Origin of the sequence: Mycobacterium nebraskense (assembly GCF_002102255.1) — a bacterium.
GTDB lineage: Bacteria > Actinomycetota > Actinomycetes > Mycobacteriales > Mycobacteriaceae > Mycobacterium > Mycobacterium nebraskense.
The window spans coordinates 12907-26686 of the sequence record NZ_LQPH01000128.1 but is presented as its reverse complement, the minus strand read 5'-3'; the positions used below and the strand labels follow the sequence as shown (position 1 = coordinate 26686).

Annotated in this window: 14 protein-coding genes, 1 tRNA gene and 2 pseudogenes; 9 read left to right on the top strand and 8 right to left on the bottom strand. The window is 66.0% G+C overall.

Going from position 1 to position 13780, the window contains the following annotated elements:
- Window positions 1-3 precede the first annotated feature (3 nt).
- The gene (locus tag AWC17_RS16570; RefSeq protein ID WP_046182777.1) at window positions 4-354 is read right to left on the bottom strand and encodes a WhiB family transcriptional regulator; all 351 of its coding nucleotides are present in this window, start codon (window positions 352-354) and stop codon (window positions 4-6) included.
- Between the two features lie 361 nt (window positions 355-715).
- Between AWC17_RS16570 and ponA2 the strand changes: the two genes are divergently transcribed.
- From ponA2 to AWC17_RS16550, 4 genes are all read left to right on the top strand, one after another.
- Window positions 716-3145, top strand: coding sequence for a transglycosylase/D,D-transpeptidase PonA2 (gene ponA2 / locus AWC17_RS16565; protein WP_046182778.1), 2430 nt, complete (start codon window positions 716-718; stop codon window positions 3143-3145).
- A gap of 79 nt (window positions 3146-3224) precedes the next feature.
- Window positions 3225-4184 carry a metallophosphoesterase gene (locus AWC17_RS16560; protein ID WP_046182779.1) on the top strand — a complete coding sequence of 320 codons (960 nt, stop codon included), beginning with the start codon at window positions 3225-3227 and terminating at the stop codon, window positions 4182-4184.
- A complete protein-coding gene (gene cds1 / locus AWC17_RS16555; protein WP_046182780.1) occupies window positions 4181-5296 on the top strand; it encodes an L-cysteine desulfhydrase Cds1 in 1116 nt (371 codons plus the stop codon). The genes AWC17_RS16560 and cds1 overlap by 4 nt, the downstream gene beginning before the upstream one ends.
- A gap of 61 nt (window positions 5297-5357) precedes the next feature.
- Window positions 5358-5431, top strand: a tRNA-Pro gene (locus AWC17_RS16550).
- A gap of 106 nt (window positions 5432-5537) precedes the next feature.
- On the opposite strand, the pseudogene AWC17_RS33565 reads toward AWC17_RS16550, so the two are convergent.
- Window positions 5538-5735, bottom strand: a pseudogene (locus AWC17_RS33565) (tyrosine-type recombinase/integrase); the annotation flags it as partial.
- 58 nt (window positions 5736-5793) lie between these two features.
- Here AWC17_RS33565 and AWC17_RS33875 point away from each other — a divergent pair.
- A complete protein-coding gene (locus tag AWC17_RS33875; protein WP_264055616.1) occupies window positions 5794-5928 on the top strand; it encodes a hypothetical protein in 135 nt (44 codons plus the stop codon).
- Window positions 5929-5954: 26 nt separating this feature from the next.
- On the opposite strand, the gene AWC17_RS16540 is transcribed toward AWC17_RS33875, so the two are convergent.
- Window positions 5955-6860 carry a S1 family peptidase gene (locus AWC17_RS16540; RefSeq protein WP_167385593.1) on the bottom strand — a complete coding sequence of 302 codons (906 nt, stop codon included), beginning with the start codon at window positions 6858-6860 and terminating at the stop codon, window positions 5955-5957.
- A 163-nt stretch (window positions 6861-7023) separates the two neighbouring features.
- Between AWC17_RS16540 and AWC17_RS16535 the strand changes: the two genes are divergently transcribed.
- Together AWC17_RS16535 and AWC17_RS16530 are read left to right on the top strand one after the other, a co-directional pair.
- Window positions 7024-7560: a hypothetical protein gene (locus AWC17_RS16535; protein WP_052742727.1), complete on the top strand. Its 537-nt coding sequence runs from the start codon at window positions 7024-7026 to the stop codon at window positions 7558-7560.
- 298 nt (window positions 7561-7858) lie between these two features.
- Complete coding sequence (locus tag AWC17_RS16530) at window positions 7859-8434, top strand: hypothetical protein (protein WP_046182784.1); 576 nt, start codon at window positions 7859-7861, stop codon at window positions 8432-8434.
- A gap of 27 nt (window positions 8435-8461) precedes the next feature.
- Here the strand turns inward: AWC17_RS16530 and AWC17_RS16525 are convergent, their stop codons facing one another.
- The 3 genes from AWC17_RS16525 to AWC17_RS16515 all read right to left on the bottom strand — a co-directional run bounded on the left by AWC17_RS16525 (window position 8462) and on the right by AWC17_RS16515 (window position 10583).
- A complete protein-coding gene (locus tag AWC17_RS16525; protein ID WP_085164864.1) occupies window positions 8462-9817 on the bottom strand; it encodes a cytochrome P450 in 1356 nt (451 codons plus the stop codon).
- Between the two features lie 97 nt (window positions 9818-9914).
- The gene (locus AWC17_RS16520; protein ID WP_046182785.1) at window positions 9915-10217 is read right to left on the bottom strand and encodes a DUF4193 domain-containing protein; all 303 of its coding nucleotides are present in this window, start codon (window positions 10215-10217) and stop codon (window positions 9915-9917) included.
- 75 nt (window positions 10218-10292) lie between these two features.
- Complete coding sequence (locus AWC17_RS16515; RefSeq protein WP_052742728.1) at window positions 10293-10583, bottom strand: hypothetical protein; 291 nt, start codon at window positions 10581-10583, stop codon at window positions 10293-10295.
- Between the two features lie 410 nt (window positions 10584-10993).
- Between AWC17_RS16515 and AWC17_RS16510 the strand changes: the two are divergent.
- A pseudogene (locus tag AWC17_RS16510) lies at window positions 10994-11685 on the top strand (HAD family hydrolase).
- Here the strand turns inward: AWC17_RS16510 and AWC17_RS16505 are convergent.
- The gene (locus tag AWC17_RS16505; RefSeq protein WP_046182796.1) at window positions 11653-12153 is read right to left on the bottom strand and encodes a DUF6328 family protein; all 501 of its coding nucleotides are present in this window, start codon (window positions 12151-12153) and stop codon (window positions 11653-11655) included. The pseudogene AWC17_RS16510 and the gene AWC17_RS16505 overlap by 33 nt on opposite strands.
- Window positions 12154-12340: 187 nt before the next feature.
- Window positions 12341-12709: an STAS domain-containing protein gene (locus tag AWC17_RS16500; RefSeq protein ID WP_141224653.1), complete on the bottom strand. Its 369-nt coding sequence runs from the start codon at window positions 12707-12709 to the stop codon at window positions 12341-12343.
- Window positions 12710-12871: 162 nt separating this feature from the next.
- On the opposite strand from AWC17_RS16500, the gene AWC17_RS16495 reads away from it, so the two are divergent.
- Complete coding sequence (locus AWC17_RS16495; RefSeq protein WP_046182787.1) at window positions 12872-13774, top strand: STAS domain-containing protein; 903 nt, start codon at window positions 12872-12874, stop codon at window positions 13772-13774.
- The last annotated feature ends 6 nt before the right edge of the window (window positions 13775-13780 follow it).

Genomic DNA, 13780 nt, shown 5'->3' with positions numbered 1-13780 from the left:
GGGTCAGCCGACGTTGCGGGTTCTCCTCTTGTCGAAGAAGTCCGCCCAGGAGACCACCTCGGGGTGTTGCTTGAGCAGGGCCCTGCGCTGACGCTCGGTCATGCCGCCCCAGACGCCGAACTCGACCTTGTTGTCCAGAGCGTCCGCGCCGCACTCCTGCATGACCGGGCAGTGCCGGCAGATGACGGCGGCTTTGCGTTGGGCCGCTCCCCGAACGAAAAGTTCGTCCGGGTCCGTGGTCCGGCACAGTGCTCTGGAAACCCAGGCGATCCGTTCTTCGGCGTCAACGCTGCGGAGTACCCCTTGTGCGGCCGCAATGTTTGTCCTACGCGCCGCAGGCCGTGTTCCTGACACGAACTGTTCCCTTCCCTACCGGCCGCTTTCGTGACCGCCCTCCGGGTGCAGATCCCCACCTGCGATCTACGCCACACTGTGTACATCGGTGTTACCTGAATCTCACCGTGTGTCTAAGTTAGGTGGTCAGCCCCCAATTGCGCAACAGTCCGATAACGCTTTTTTTGGGACGGGCGTGCCGTCTCGCCTCAGGAGGATAGGCGAGAAAGTGATCTTGCACACGTGCGCGCATGGGCCTGCCCACTTACGCACATGCAAATTTTATCGCAGCCGCGGCGGTAAAGCGCTGGTCAATGACGGGGGAAAAAGTGGGTGAACTCGCAGCGTGGCGACGTGACTGGGGGCCGCTACTGTAGTAGCCATGTCAGACCGCCCCCAGGCCTTCCTCACGATTCTCAAGCTTGCGGGGTACTGCTTGCTGGCCGGTGTGGTCGCCACGGCACTGATGTTTCCGTTCGCGGGCGGATTGGGACTGGTGTCCAACCGCGCCTCCGAAGTCGTGGCCAACGGCTCGGCCCAACTCCTCGAGGGTGAGGTGCCCGCGGTGTCGACGATGGTCGACGCGAAGGGCAACACCATCGCCTGGCTGTACTCCCAGCGCCGCTTCGAGGTGCCCAGCGACAAGATCGCCAACACGATGAAGCTGGCGATCGTGTCCATCGAGGACAAACGGTTCGCCGACCACAACGGGGTGGACTGGAAGGGCACGCTGACCGGGCTGGCCGGCTACGCGCGCGGCGACGTCGACACCCGCGGCGGTTCGACTATCGAGCAGCAGTACATCAAGAACTACCAGTTGCTGGTGACGGCGAAGACCGACGCCGAGAAGCGCGCCGCCGTCGAAACCACCCCTGCGCGCAAGCTGCGTGAGATCCGGATGGCGCTCACGCTGGACAAGACCTTCACCAAGCCCGAGATCCTGACCCGCTACTTGAACCTGGTGTCCTTCGGCAACGGTTCGTTCGGCGTGCAGGACGCGGCGCAGACCTACTTCGGCATCAACGCTTCGGACCTGAACTGGCAGCAGGCGGCGCTGCTGGCGGGCATGGTGCAGTCGACCAGCGCACTGAACCCCTACACCAACCCCGAGGGCGCGCTGGCGCGGCGAAACCTGGTGCTGGACACCATGATCGAGAACATCCCGCAGGAGGCCGACGCGCTGCGCGCCGCCAAGGCCACCCCGCTGGGCGTGCTGCCGCAGCCCAACGAGCTGCCGCGGGGCTGCATCGCGGCCGGCGATCGCGCGTTCTTCTGCGACTACGTCCAGGAGTACCTGTCCCGCGCCGGCATCAGCAAAGAACAGGTGGCCCGCGGCGGCTACCTGATCCGCACCACGCTGGACCCGGACGTGCAGATCCCGGTCAAGGCGGCCATCGACCAGTTCGCCAGCCCGACCCTGCCGGGCATCTCCAGCGTGATGAGCGTGATCCAGCCCGGCAAGACGTCGCACAAGGTGATGGCGATGGCCAGCAACCGCACCTACGGCCTGAACCTCGACGCCGGCGAGACCATGCGACCACAGCCGTTCTCCCTGGTCGGCGACGGCGCGGGATCGGTCTTCAAGATCTTCACCACGGCCGCCGCCCTGGACATGGGCATGGGCACCAACGCCACGCTCGAGGTACCGAGCCGATTCCAGGCCAAGGGACTGGGTAGCGGCGGGGCCAAGGGCTGTCCGAAGGACACCTGGTGTGTGGTCAACGCCGGCAACTACCGCGGATCGATGAACGTGACCGAGGCGCTGGCCACCTCGCCGAACACCGCGTTCGCCAAGCTGATCCAGCAGGTCGGGGTGACCCGCACGGTGGACATGGCGATCAAGCTGGGCCTGCGGTCCTACGCCGATCCCGGCACCGCCCGCGACTACAACCCCGACAGCAACGAGAGCCTGGCCGACTTCGTCAAACGGCAGAACATCGGCTCGTTCACCCTGGGCCCGATCGAGGTGAACGCGCTGGAGCTGTCCAACGTCGCGGCCACGCTGGCCTCCGGCGGCACGTGGTGCCCGCCGAACCCGATCGACAAGCTGATCGACCGGCACGGCAACGAAGTCGCCGTCACCACCGAAACCTGCGACCAGGTGGTGCCCGAAGGCTTGGCGAACACCCTCGCCAACGCGATGAGCAAAGACGCGGTGGGCGGTGGCACCGCCTCCGGCTCGGCCGGCGCCGCGGGCTGGACCCTGCCCATGTCCGGTAAGACGGGCACCACCGAGGCGCACCGCTCCTCGGGCTTCGTTGGATTCACCAACCACTACGCGGCGGCCAACTACATCTACGACGACTCGACGACGCCGACGGACCTGTGCTCGTCGCCGCTGCGCCATTGCGGCGAGGGCGACCTGTACGGCGGTAACGAGCCGGCCCGCACCTGGTTCACCGCGATGAAGCCGATCGCCACCAACTTCGGGCCGGTGCAATTGCCGCCCACCGATCCCCGTTATGTCGACGGGTCGCCCGGGTCTCGGGTGCCCAGCGTCGCCGGCCTGGATATCGAGGCGGCACGCTCGCGCCTCAAGGAGGCGGGCTTCCAGGTCGCCGATCAGAGCAATTTCGTCAACAGCACCGCGAAGCAGGGCGAGGTGGTGGGAACGACGCCGAGCGGCGCGACGATCCCGGGGTCGATCATCACCATCCAGGTCAGCAACGGCATCCCGCCGGCTCCGCCGCCGCCGCCGGAGGGCGCCCCGGTGCCGGTCGGGTCGCAGGTGGTGGAGATCCCGGGTCTGCCCCCGATCACCATTCCGCTGCTGGCGCCGCCGCCTCCACCACCGGGGCAGCCGCCTCCGTAGGCCAGCGCAAAGCCGCCACCATTGACGCCGTCGCGCAAGCCATACGTTGCCAAAGCGCAACCGGCAGTAGGCTGCCAGCATGGCTGATGTATTGCCCACGCTGATCCGCGCCGGTTCCGTCGCACTCGGTTCGGCCGTCGCCGGCATCGGTTATGCCGCGGTCGTCGAGCGCAACGCCTTCGTCCTGCGTGAGATAACCATGCCCGTCTTGACGCCCGGCTCAACGCCGCTGCGGGTGCTGCATATCAGCGATCTCCACATGCTGCCCGCCCAGCGTCGCAAACAAGCCTGGCTGCGCGAGCTGAGCAACTGGGAACCCGACCTGGTGGTCAACACCGGCGACAACCTCGCCCACCCCAAAGCGGTGCCCGCGGTGGTGCAGGCCCTCGGGGATCTGCTGTCGCGGCCGGGTGTCTTCGTGTTCGGCAGCAATGACTACTTCGGGCCGCGCCTGAAGAACCCGCTGAAGTATGTGACCAACCCGTCGCACCGGGTCCACGGTGAACCGCTGCCCTGGCAGGATCTGCGGGCGGCCTTCACCGAGCGCGGCTGGCTCGACCTCACCCACACCCGGCGCGAGTTCGAGGCGGCCGGCCTGCACATCGCCGCCGCCGGCGTCGATGACCCGCACATCGACCGCGACCGCTACGAAACGATCGCGGGCCCGGCCAGCCCGGCCGCGAACCTGCGGCTGGGGCTGGTTCACTCGCCCGAGCCGCGGGTGCTGGATCGCTTCGCCGCCGACGGCTACCAGCTGGTGATGGCCGGACACACCCACGGCGGGCAGGTCTGCCTGCCGCTCTACGGCGCCCTGGTGACCAACTGCGGCCTGGACCGGTCCCGCGCGAAGGGACCGTCCCGGTGGGGCGCGAACATGCAGCTGCACGTCTCCGCCGGGATCGGCACATCGCCGTTCGCGCCGGTGCGGTTCTGCTGCAGGCCCGAGGCCACCCTGCTGACGTTGATCGCCTCCCCGATGGGCGGTCGCGATTCAGCCAGTGACCTGAGCCATTCGCAGCCAACAGCTTCGGTGCGTTGACCGAGCGGACCCGGATCGCGGTCCGCAGCCGCTCGCGGTGCTGGACGGACAACGCGGTCCGGCTGATCCACGCCGACGCGCGCCGAAGCGCGGATACGCACTTACTGCGCTACCCGCTGCCGTCGGCGTGGGGCGCGGACGGCAGCGATGTCGATGTGGCGCTGTACCTCAAAGACGAGACCACGCACATCACGGGCAGCCTCAAGCACCGGTTGGCGCGCTCGTTGTTTCTTTATGCGCTCTGCAACGGGTGGATCAACGAAGGCACCACGGTGGTCGAGGCCTCGTCGGGTTCGACGGCGGTCTCGGAGGCCTACTTCGCGGCCCTGCTGGGTCTGCCGTTCGTCGCGGTGATGCCGGCGTCCACCAGCTCGTCCAAGGTGGCACTGATCGAAGCCCAGGGCGGGCGTTGCCATTTCGTGCAGAACTCGAGTGAGGTGTACGCCGAGGCCGAGCGCGTTGCCCGCGACACCGGCGGGCACTACCTGGACCAGTTCACCAACGCAGAACGCGCCACCGACTGGCGGGGCAACAACAACATCGCCGAGTCGATCTTCGAGCAGATGGGCGAGGAGACGCACCCCATCCCGGAATGGATCGTGGTCGGCGCGGGCACCGGCGGTACCAGCGCGACGATCGGCCGCTACATCCGCTACCGGCGGCACGCGACCCGGTTGTGCGTCGTCGACCCGGAGAACTCCGCGTTCTTTCCCGCCTACGCCGAGGACCGCTACGACATCGTGATGCCCACCTCGTCGCGGATCGAGGGCATCGGCCGGCCGCGGGTCGAGCCGTCGTTCCTGCCCGGCGTGGTCGACCGCATGGTGGCGGTGCCCGACGCGGCGTCCATCGCCGCCGCCCGCCATGTCAGCGCCGTCCTGGGACGCCGGGTGGGGCCCTCGACGGGCACCAACTTGTGGGGCGCCTTCGGCCTGCTCGCCGAGATGGTCGCGGAAGGGCGCAGCGGTTCGGTGGTCACGCTGCTCGCCGACAGCGGCGACCGCTACACCGACACCTATTTCAGCGACGAGTGGGTCAGCGCGCAGGGACTCGACTCGAGCGGCCCCGCCGAGGCGCTGGCGGAGTTCGAGCGCTCCTGCCTATGGAAGTGACCCGCCACACCGCGATTTGGCCAGCCGACCGGCCGGTGCGATAGGCTGTCGGAGCTTCAAGCGGGGTGTGGCGCAGCTTGGTAGCGCGCTTCGTTCGGGACGAAGAGGCCGTGGGTTCAAATCCCGCCACCCCGACCCAAAGAGCCTGGTAGCAGGCTCAACGAGGTCACTAGGCAGTTCGCTGCAGCGTACTCGGTACGTTTTCCTCGTTAGTTTCACTGTTGCTGTTGGCAGTTGATGGTCAGAGCGCCGCCGCACGGTGCTGGTCCAGCACATCAGCCAGCGCATCAAGGTCGGAGTCAAACAGGTCCGCGTACGTTCGCAGTGTGAGGCTTGGGTCCTCGTGTCCGAGCATCCGCGCGAGCGCAAGGACGTTGCCGCCCGCCGACACCGCCAAGCTGGCGGCTGTGTGACGGGGGTCGTGCGGCGTCACCTTCGGGAACTCCTGCAGGGAGTCCCTAGCCACATTGAAGACACGCGGGTCTGCGAAGGTCAATGTGGGATCTATAGGTGTGATGCGCAACGAGCACGGGCATCTGCTCTGCAAAGTCATCGACATCGAACCCACGCCTGACTACGGCGGGACCGGACATGTCTCCGTCAAAATCAAATGGGAAATCCGCCTGGCCTAGGGCGATCCGATACCCAAGCGGCGTCTTTACTGAGACGGGTTTTGAAATCGAAGCGACTCAGCGATTTCCTCGGGGGTTTCAGCGCGCCAACCACCGCCGAGAAGAGGGGGGAGCGTGACGAAATTTCCCATCAACTCCGTCAGTGCGCTCGACCGCACGAAATGAGAGATCACACCTCCCGTGATGCCCGAGCCTCCAACGTGTCCGGCGTTAACACCGATGAGCTTGACTTTGCCGATCGACTGCGAGATCCCCAATACAGGAGCGCCGGACATTCCACTCCAGCTGAATGAATGGCACAGGACAGCGTTTCCGAGATGCGCTTTGCCAAAGGTCGCCGGGTGCCTGGGATCGCTAGCAATGATTCCCCTGACGATCAACGGGCGTTCAATCGGCCCGGCCATGCCGGGGTATCCGGCAAGGAATATTTCTTCTCCCGGCATCAGCCCGTCGATCTCCGTTGCCGACGCAAGCCACTCCATCCCCAAGCAGTTTGGACCGGGGTCCCCCGGGTTGAAGGAACCGCGTCCGGCGCTAACGACCGCGAGGTCAGTCGATTCGTCTGGGTGAAAGGCGATTCCAGATGTCTCCTGTGTGCATGTCCAGGTCCAGGGGGGTGCAGGCTGAGAAAGGTCGCTCGGTTGGGCGTATCCACGAATCTCAACGCCCCGAAGCTTCGCCGACGGGATGACACCGTGGGGAGGCTTGTAGTTGTAGTCGAACACGTGGCGGTTGGTGACGAAAAACAGGGACCCTTGCTTCTCCACGACGAATGCCGTGCCCGTTTTCGTCTCGTAGTCTTCGGGACCGTCGCCAGCAAGCTCAGCGGTGAAGTGTGCCGTGACCGAAGCGGCCAAGTAGAGGTGTTGTCGGTCAACGAACCGCTGAACGTAGAGCATAGGTTCGAATTTACGTGCGGCGGGCTCCGCCATGCCGCAGACTCCCTCGATACGACGACTGTCCAAGTCGGCCTTCGTGATGGTGTACCGGGGAGCGTATAGCTTTTCCGACATGAGCACACCGCGCCCAATCCCCGTCGTAATTGTCAGCGCAGCACTATCTGCGATCCCACAAGTTGGCGGCCCGCTGCAAACCGTGTACGACGCCATCGACGAGCGGCGACGCTACCGGATTGAGTCGACCGCCAGAGAGATTGCCGACTTGGCCGGGCATGACCGTCTAGTGGAACGCGTGTTGGAGGACTCACGGGTCGAGGCGCTCCTCGGTGAGGCGCTGGAGGCGGCGGCAAGAACCGGCTTCGAGGCAAAGCGGCGGCTGCTTGGCAGGGCTGTTGCCGATGCCTTGCTGAGCGAAGATGAGGCCGCCGTCGATTACGCTGCGCTGATTGTGACGGCCCTGACGCAGTTGGAACCGCTGCATGTCCGCGCTCTCATCCGGTTGGAGAGGCACACTGATCTCAAGTACGAGCAGGCAGCCGAGTGGGACCAATTGGCCGTCCACAGAACGTTGGCCGAACCCGTCGCAGCAGCTCTGATCTACACCGGCGTGGCAACACCCGGCATGGCTGCCGGACCCCCGATGTATGTCCGCGAAATCACGGAGTTCGGGCGCGCCCTCCTCGGCCAATTGAGAGGGGTCGCCGACGAGGAGATGGAGCGACTCGCAGACTGACCCGTTGCGGCGCACCGCGAGGGACTCATACTGGGTACGCAGATGGGTACGTTTTCCGTCTCGATGGCCCTTGCTAAGGACTGTGGGAAGTCGACGGAAGAGTGCCGATCAACAGCTATTTCCTGATCACGTCCATCACTAGCCAACGTCAGCCATCTTCCCCGGTCGCCGTCGTTCGGGACGAAGAGGCCGTGGGTTCAAATCCCGCCACCCCGACCCAGTTGTGTTAGCTGGCACGACAGCCGACCGCAGTGTCTGACACTGCAGCGATGAGCCTTTGCCATTAAGCTCTGCCCGCATGGCGCTGGCAAGCCCGTCGCCCGGGCGGGGCAAGCCGCACGGGGTTGGCCGACAGGTCACAACATTTGCTGATTCCGCGGCGCCAGTCCACTGCCCTGGCCACCCCACCCTGGCGGAGATCGCGCAACGGCAGCATGAGATCCAGGCATGGGAAGCGCTGAACGTCGGCGGCTACCGGTTCGCCAAACCCGGCACCATCATCGGCTCGCTGATCTCCGCCCTGCTGGTGGTTCTCGCGGTGACGCCCATCCCGCCGAACTGGCCGTGGGACATCCCGACGATGATCGTGGCCATCTTCACGGCGGTGGCGACGGTGACCTGTGGTCTGTTGTGGTTCGACAATCCGCACCCGGTCCCCCGCCCCGAGTCGTTGACGATCGTGCCGTTCACCCGCGCGGAGAACTTGCGGCTGATGGCGGACCAGCCCGTCGAGACCTACCGCGCCATCTGCGCCTGCCCCGGCTGCGGCGACGCGTCCGCCCACCTGATCCGCGAGCCCGTCAAGGACGAACCAGACTGGGCGATGGTCACCCGGCGTTGCGCCGTGTGTGAACGCGAATGGGCGCAGGCCTAAATCGATTCCGCGCCAAGCCCACAGCAGCTACAACGATGACGGAATGGGCCTGAACCGCACCCTCGTGCCGCGCCCGGGGGCCAGCATGATGGAGCGCCGGACGATTCGTTCGGGCCTGTCGTCCACGGCGCTGAACTCGCCTTCACGCAGCAGCGTGTGCAGCACGGTGATCAACTCCCGCAGGGAAAAGCTCGCCCCAAGACAGCGTTTCGCGCCACCCCCGAACGGGACCCATGCGTATGTCGGCGGCTGGGCACCCAGGAACCGCTCCGGGCAGAAGTCGTTCGGTTGATCGTAGCTGCGGGGGTTGCGGTTGATCGCGACGATGTGGACGACGACGCGGGTGCCGGCGTCGATCCGGTAGCCTCCGATCGTAAGTGGTTGCGCGGCAAGGCGGGCCGTCAATGGGGCCGGGGGGCGTATCCGCAACGTCTCGTTGATCACCGCCATCGTGAAGTCCTCCGCACCGCTGCAGGCTTCGGACCGGACGCGCCGCAGCGCATCCGGATGGTGCAGCAGCAGGTCGAATAACCAGGCCAACGTGGTCGCGGTAGTTTCGTGGCCCGCCAGCATCAGGGTGATCACGTCGTCGCGAATATCGCTGTCCGACAAGCATTCTCCTTCTTCCCCCCGTGCGCACATCAGCAACGCCAGGATGTCGGAGCGTTCCCCGAGCCGGGGATCGTTTCGCCGTTCGGCGATGAGCGGCAGGACGACGTCGTCGATCTCCTTGCCCGCCTGGGCGCGGCGCGGCCAGACCCGCAACGCGCCGAGCCGGCGCAACGCATACCGCACCGTTAATTCTTCGGAGACACCGAGATTCAGCAGGCGTTCGAAGGGCGCGCCCAAGCGGCGCACCTCGTCGGGATGATCCACCCCGAACATGACCTTGACGATCACGTCCAGCATCAGGGCCCGGGCCGCGGTCAGCATCTCGAACGGGCGGTCGACGGGCCAGCTGTGCATCGCCGCGCGGGCCGCGTCCTGCATGATCGGGACGTAGTTGCTCAGCGCCGCGCCGTGCAGTGCGGGGGTCAAGAGCTTGCGTCTCCGGAGATGCTCCGGCTCCTCCTGAACGAACATCGACCCGGACCCGTAGATCGCCGCCGCCGGGCCGACTCCCTCTCCGCCAAGTAGGACGTCCGGTGCGGCGCTGAAAACCTGCTTGGCCAGTTCCGGGTCGGACACGATCGCCACGTTGCCCAGGCTGAGGATGGGCATGGTCATGATGGGCCCGTATCGGCGAATCAACCGCAGCATCCGGCGCTCGCCGCCGACAAGATAGGCGATGGCGTACGCCGCGGCGCAGGCCGAGCGGAGTGGGCGCGGCGCGGGCAGGCCTGGCGGACGCGTCAGAACGTCCGGCCTGTGCCGCCGGCCCATCGCCGCTGCTGCCACGCTGACGACACAAACACGGCGTTTCTCCTTTGGTCAAGGCGCGGTTATCGCCAAGCGCGTGACCCTGACCAGGGTGGCGGCCTTACGCGCAGTCGGCGCAGATGGACAGGCCCGCATTCGAGCTGCGCAACCGGCTGCGGTGCTGCACCAAAAAACAGCTCGAGCAAGTGAACTCGTCGGACCGCTGGGGAATCACCGTCACCGACAGCTCTTCACCGGACAGGTCGGCGCCGGGCAGCTCGAAGAAGTGCACATCGTTGGGGTCCTCGTCGACCACCGCGGTGGCGGATCCCTGCAAGGTCGGTGCTAGCTCGCGTATCGGGGACTTGTCCTGGGTTTCCATGTCGGACACCCGGCGTGCGTCATAGTCGCTTGCGCTCGTCATGGCAGTTCCTTCCTGCAAATGAGCCGGGTTGACGCACTTTCCTGTACTCACCCGTTGGCGCAGGCAGTACCCCATTCAGGCGCGAGTTACACCGAACGATTCGAAAAAGTCGCGCCGCCGGCAATTGAGCCGCCTCAGGTGCCGGGCAACCGCGGGGTGATGCACCAGCGCCAGGCCCAACCACGGCGCGACGACGGACACGATCAGCGCCCCGATGGCCACCCTCTCATGCCCGACCCACAGCTCGAACAGCCCGATCGCCAAACTGACCGCCCAGACCGCCACGGCCGCGACGCCGGGCAGAGGGAAATCACGCTCGTACTCGACCGGGTAGTTTGCTGCTCGCAGCGAAACGGGTGCGACCATGACCCCGCTCTTACCCGGTCACCCCGGCGATTAAACGTCTCGGCGGGCGGCCGCGCGCGGATCGGTGTTCGTTAGCTCACGGGTCAACTGCTCGGCAAGGGGCGGGCTCATCGGAATTCGCGGCGTGCGAGGCCAGTTCGGCGTCGCGCACCCTACGGCGCATGCGCAGCAACCACACCGTTCCGTTGGTGATCGACCGGGTCGACTCATGGGTAATCCAACTTCACGTGAGAAAGTCTGTGTATCAGGGCGATTCGCGCGGCGTGCGGTTGGGCTGTCCGGGGCGGCCACCGGCGGCTATGGAGCCGCAACCGTCACGCGGATCACGCACGGCGGTGACCCGCCACCTTGAAACCCAAAGGACACCGCGCACTGGTGTCAGCCGGCCGCGGCCTGGGTATGCCGCGCAGATGAAACCCGCCGTCCTGTTCGACGTCGACGGAAGTCTGGTCGACTCCAACTATCTGCACGTCTACGCGTGGCAACGCGCCTTCGACGCCGAGGGCCTACCCGTGGCCGCCTGGCAGATCCACCGCTGCATCGGCATGGACGGCTCCACGCTGGTGCGAACGCTCTCCAACGACGCCCCGGACGACGTCCAAGAGCGGCTGAGCGACGGGCACAGCCGTTACTACCGGGAGAGCACCCCCTGCTCGCACCGCTGCCGGGTGCCCGCGCGCTGCTGCACCGCGTCGCCGAGCTCGGGCTGCAGGTCGTGCTGGCCACCTCGGCGCCCGACGACGAACTGGAGATATTGCGCAAGGTCCTCGACTCTGACGACGTCATCTTCGAAACGACGTCGTCGCGCGACGTCGACACCGCCAAGCCCGACCCCGGCATCGTGCAGGTCGCGCTGGAAAGAGCCGGGGTTGACGCCGACCATGCCGTGTTCGTCGGGGACGCCGTGTGGGACGCGCATGCCGCGGCGGGCGCCGGATTGTCCTGCATCGGCCTGCTCAGCGGCGGGATCGCCCGCGAGGAACTGCAGGCGGCGGGTGCGTCCCCGATCTTCACCGATCCGCAGGACCTGCTCGAGCATCTGGACTCGACCCGCATCGCCGCACTCGCGTCAGATGCCGTGAGTGCGCAGCAGCAGGGGTAGCAGCCACCAGAAGAACGCAAACAGCGCCAGCGCACACACTCCCGCGATCAGGCCCGGACTGCTCCCGGCCACCGCGGTGAAGACGATGATCGTCATCCCGGTCAGCGCCAGGCCGAGCAGCGCCAGCCCGGCGTACGCACAGCGGTGCGCGCCGGACACCAGCACCTGCAGGCGGTGGCGCCGGAAGAGCAGCCGATGCATGCCGACCGGGGCGATCAGCAGCACCGTTGCGCCCACCGAGCATCCCACCGTCGCGAGATAGAGGTTGCGCATCGGCGGGTCCAGAACGTCGAAACGCTGCTGGAACGGCAGCGTCAGCAGGAAACCGGTCAGCAATTGCACACCGGTCTGCACCACGCGCAGCTCCTGCAGCAGGCTGTTCCAATTGCGGTCCAGCCGTTGGATTTCGGTTTCGCCACGCTGGTTGCTATCCCACCGCTGGTCGTCTTGCGGATGATCGACGTCCATAGCCGTGATCATCGCACCTGTCGTATGTGCCAGCGCCGTTTCGCGCCGAAGGGCCGCGAGAATCGTCATCCGCTGCTGCAATTTGAATTGATTCGGCGTCCGCCTATTTGGAATCCGTATACCTCGATGCACGCCGGCGATTTCGCCAAACATGTTGTCCCACAACGTCGGCGCGGGGATAACGCGACTAGCGGCTGATATTGTCGTCCCGCACCGCGGTCAGCGCGTCGTCCAGCGTCGGATGCAGCGGGAAGGTCTTGTCCAGACCGGTCAGGTGAATCGGCCTCCTGGTGGCCGGACCGCGGGCAACCACCCCGAACCCCGTCGCCGTGCCCAGCTTCTCGTACGTCGCCGCCAGGATCTTCAGCCCCACCGACCCGAGAAACTCCACCGCGGAAAGATCGATGACCAGTGCCGTTGGGTTCTCCGCAACGACGGCGCCGATGGCCTGTTCCAGGGCCGGCGCCGTGACCAAATCGATTTCACCGCTGACACTGACCACGGACACCCCATCGTGGTCCTCGACCAACGTGGTAATCGAATCAGGAGCTGACAATGGCGATCCTTTGTCCTGGGCTTTAAGTGTGGTGCAAGCCTAGCCTGCGTTGCGAACTGCGAGAAGAATATGCCCTCAACACCTGCCCCGCGACAACCCACGCTAGTCTCGCAAAATCGAGCCTGCACACGGCGGGGCGCGGACCGGTAGTCGGGAGGCCACATGTCAGATTCGCCGTCGGAGTTCAGCAGCGCTGGCGCCACCGCGCAGGCGGTAACCATTTCCAGCGAGGGCCTGCTGCCCCAGCTGGTCCAGCACCTGCGGCAGAACCGAACCGTTCTGCGGGAGGAATGGGCGCGCAGGATCACCGAGGCCGAGCTGCTCACCGCGATGACCCCGGAGGAGCTGTTCTCCGAGGCGACCGCCGTCTACGACAACTACGTGGAGGTGCTCGAGACCGGTAGCGTCGAGGCGCTGCAGGCCTACGCGCGCGACCTGTCGGAGCGCATCATTCCCCGGGGCGTGGAGACCGACGAAGTGCTCGGCATCGTGCTGCTGCTGCGTGACGTGCTGGCGCGGTCGCTGTTCGAGAAGTACCAGACCGAGTTCGAGATGCTCAACCGGGTTCTGGACGCCTACGAACCGGCGGCCAACCGCATCGCCAACACCGTCGGCGTCAGCTTCGTGCAGGAGCGCGAGCGCATCATCCGCCAGCAGCAGGAGGCGATCCGCGAGCTGTCGACGCCGGTGCTGCAGGTGCGTGAACAGCTGCTGATTCTCCCGATCATCGGTGTGCTCGATTCTCAGCGCGCCCGCCAGGTCACCGAGCAACTGCTGAGAGCCATCCGCGCGAACCGTGCGAAAGTGGTGGTCATCGACATCACCGGTGTGCCGACCATCGACTCCACGGTGGCAAACCACCTGGTGCAGACGGTCGACGCGTCGGGCCTGATGGGCGCCAGCGTGATCATCACCGGCCTGTCCTCCGAAATCGCGCTGACGCTGGTGACGATCGGGCTGGACCTGTCGAAGATGAACGCCGTCGGCGACCTGCAGGGTGGCATCGAGGAAGCCGAGCGCCTACTGGGCTACGAAGTCACGCGCACGGGCGAGCAGACCGGATAACCGCGA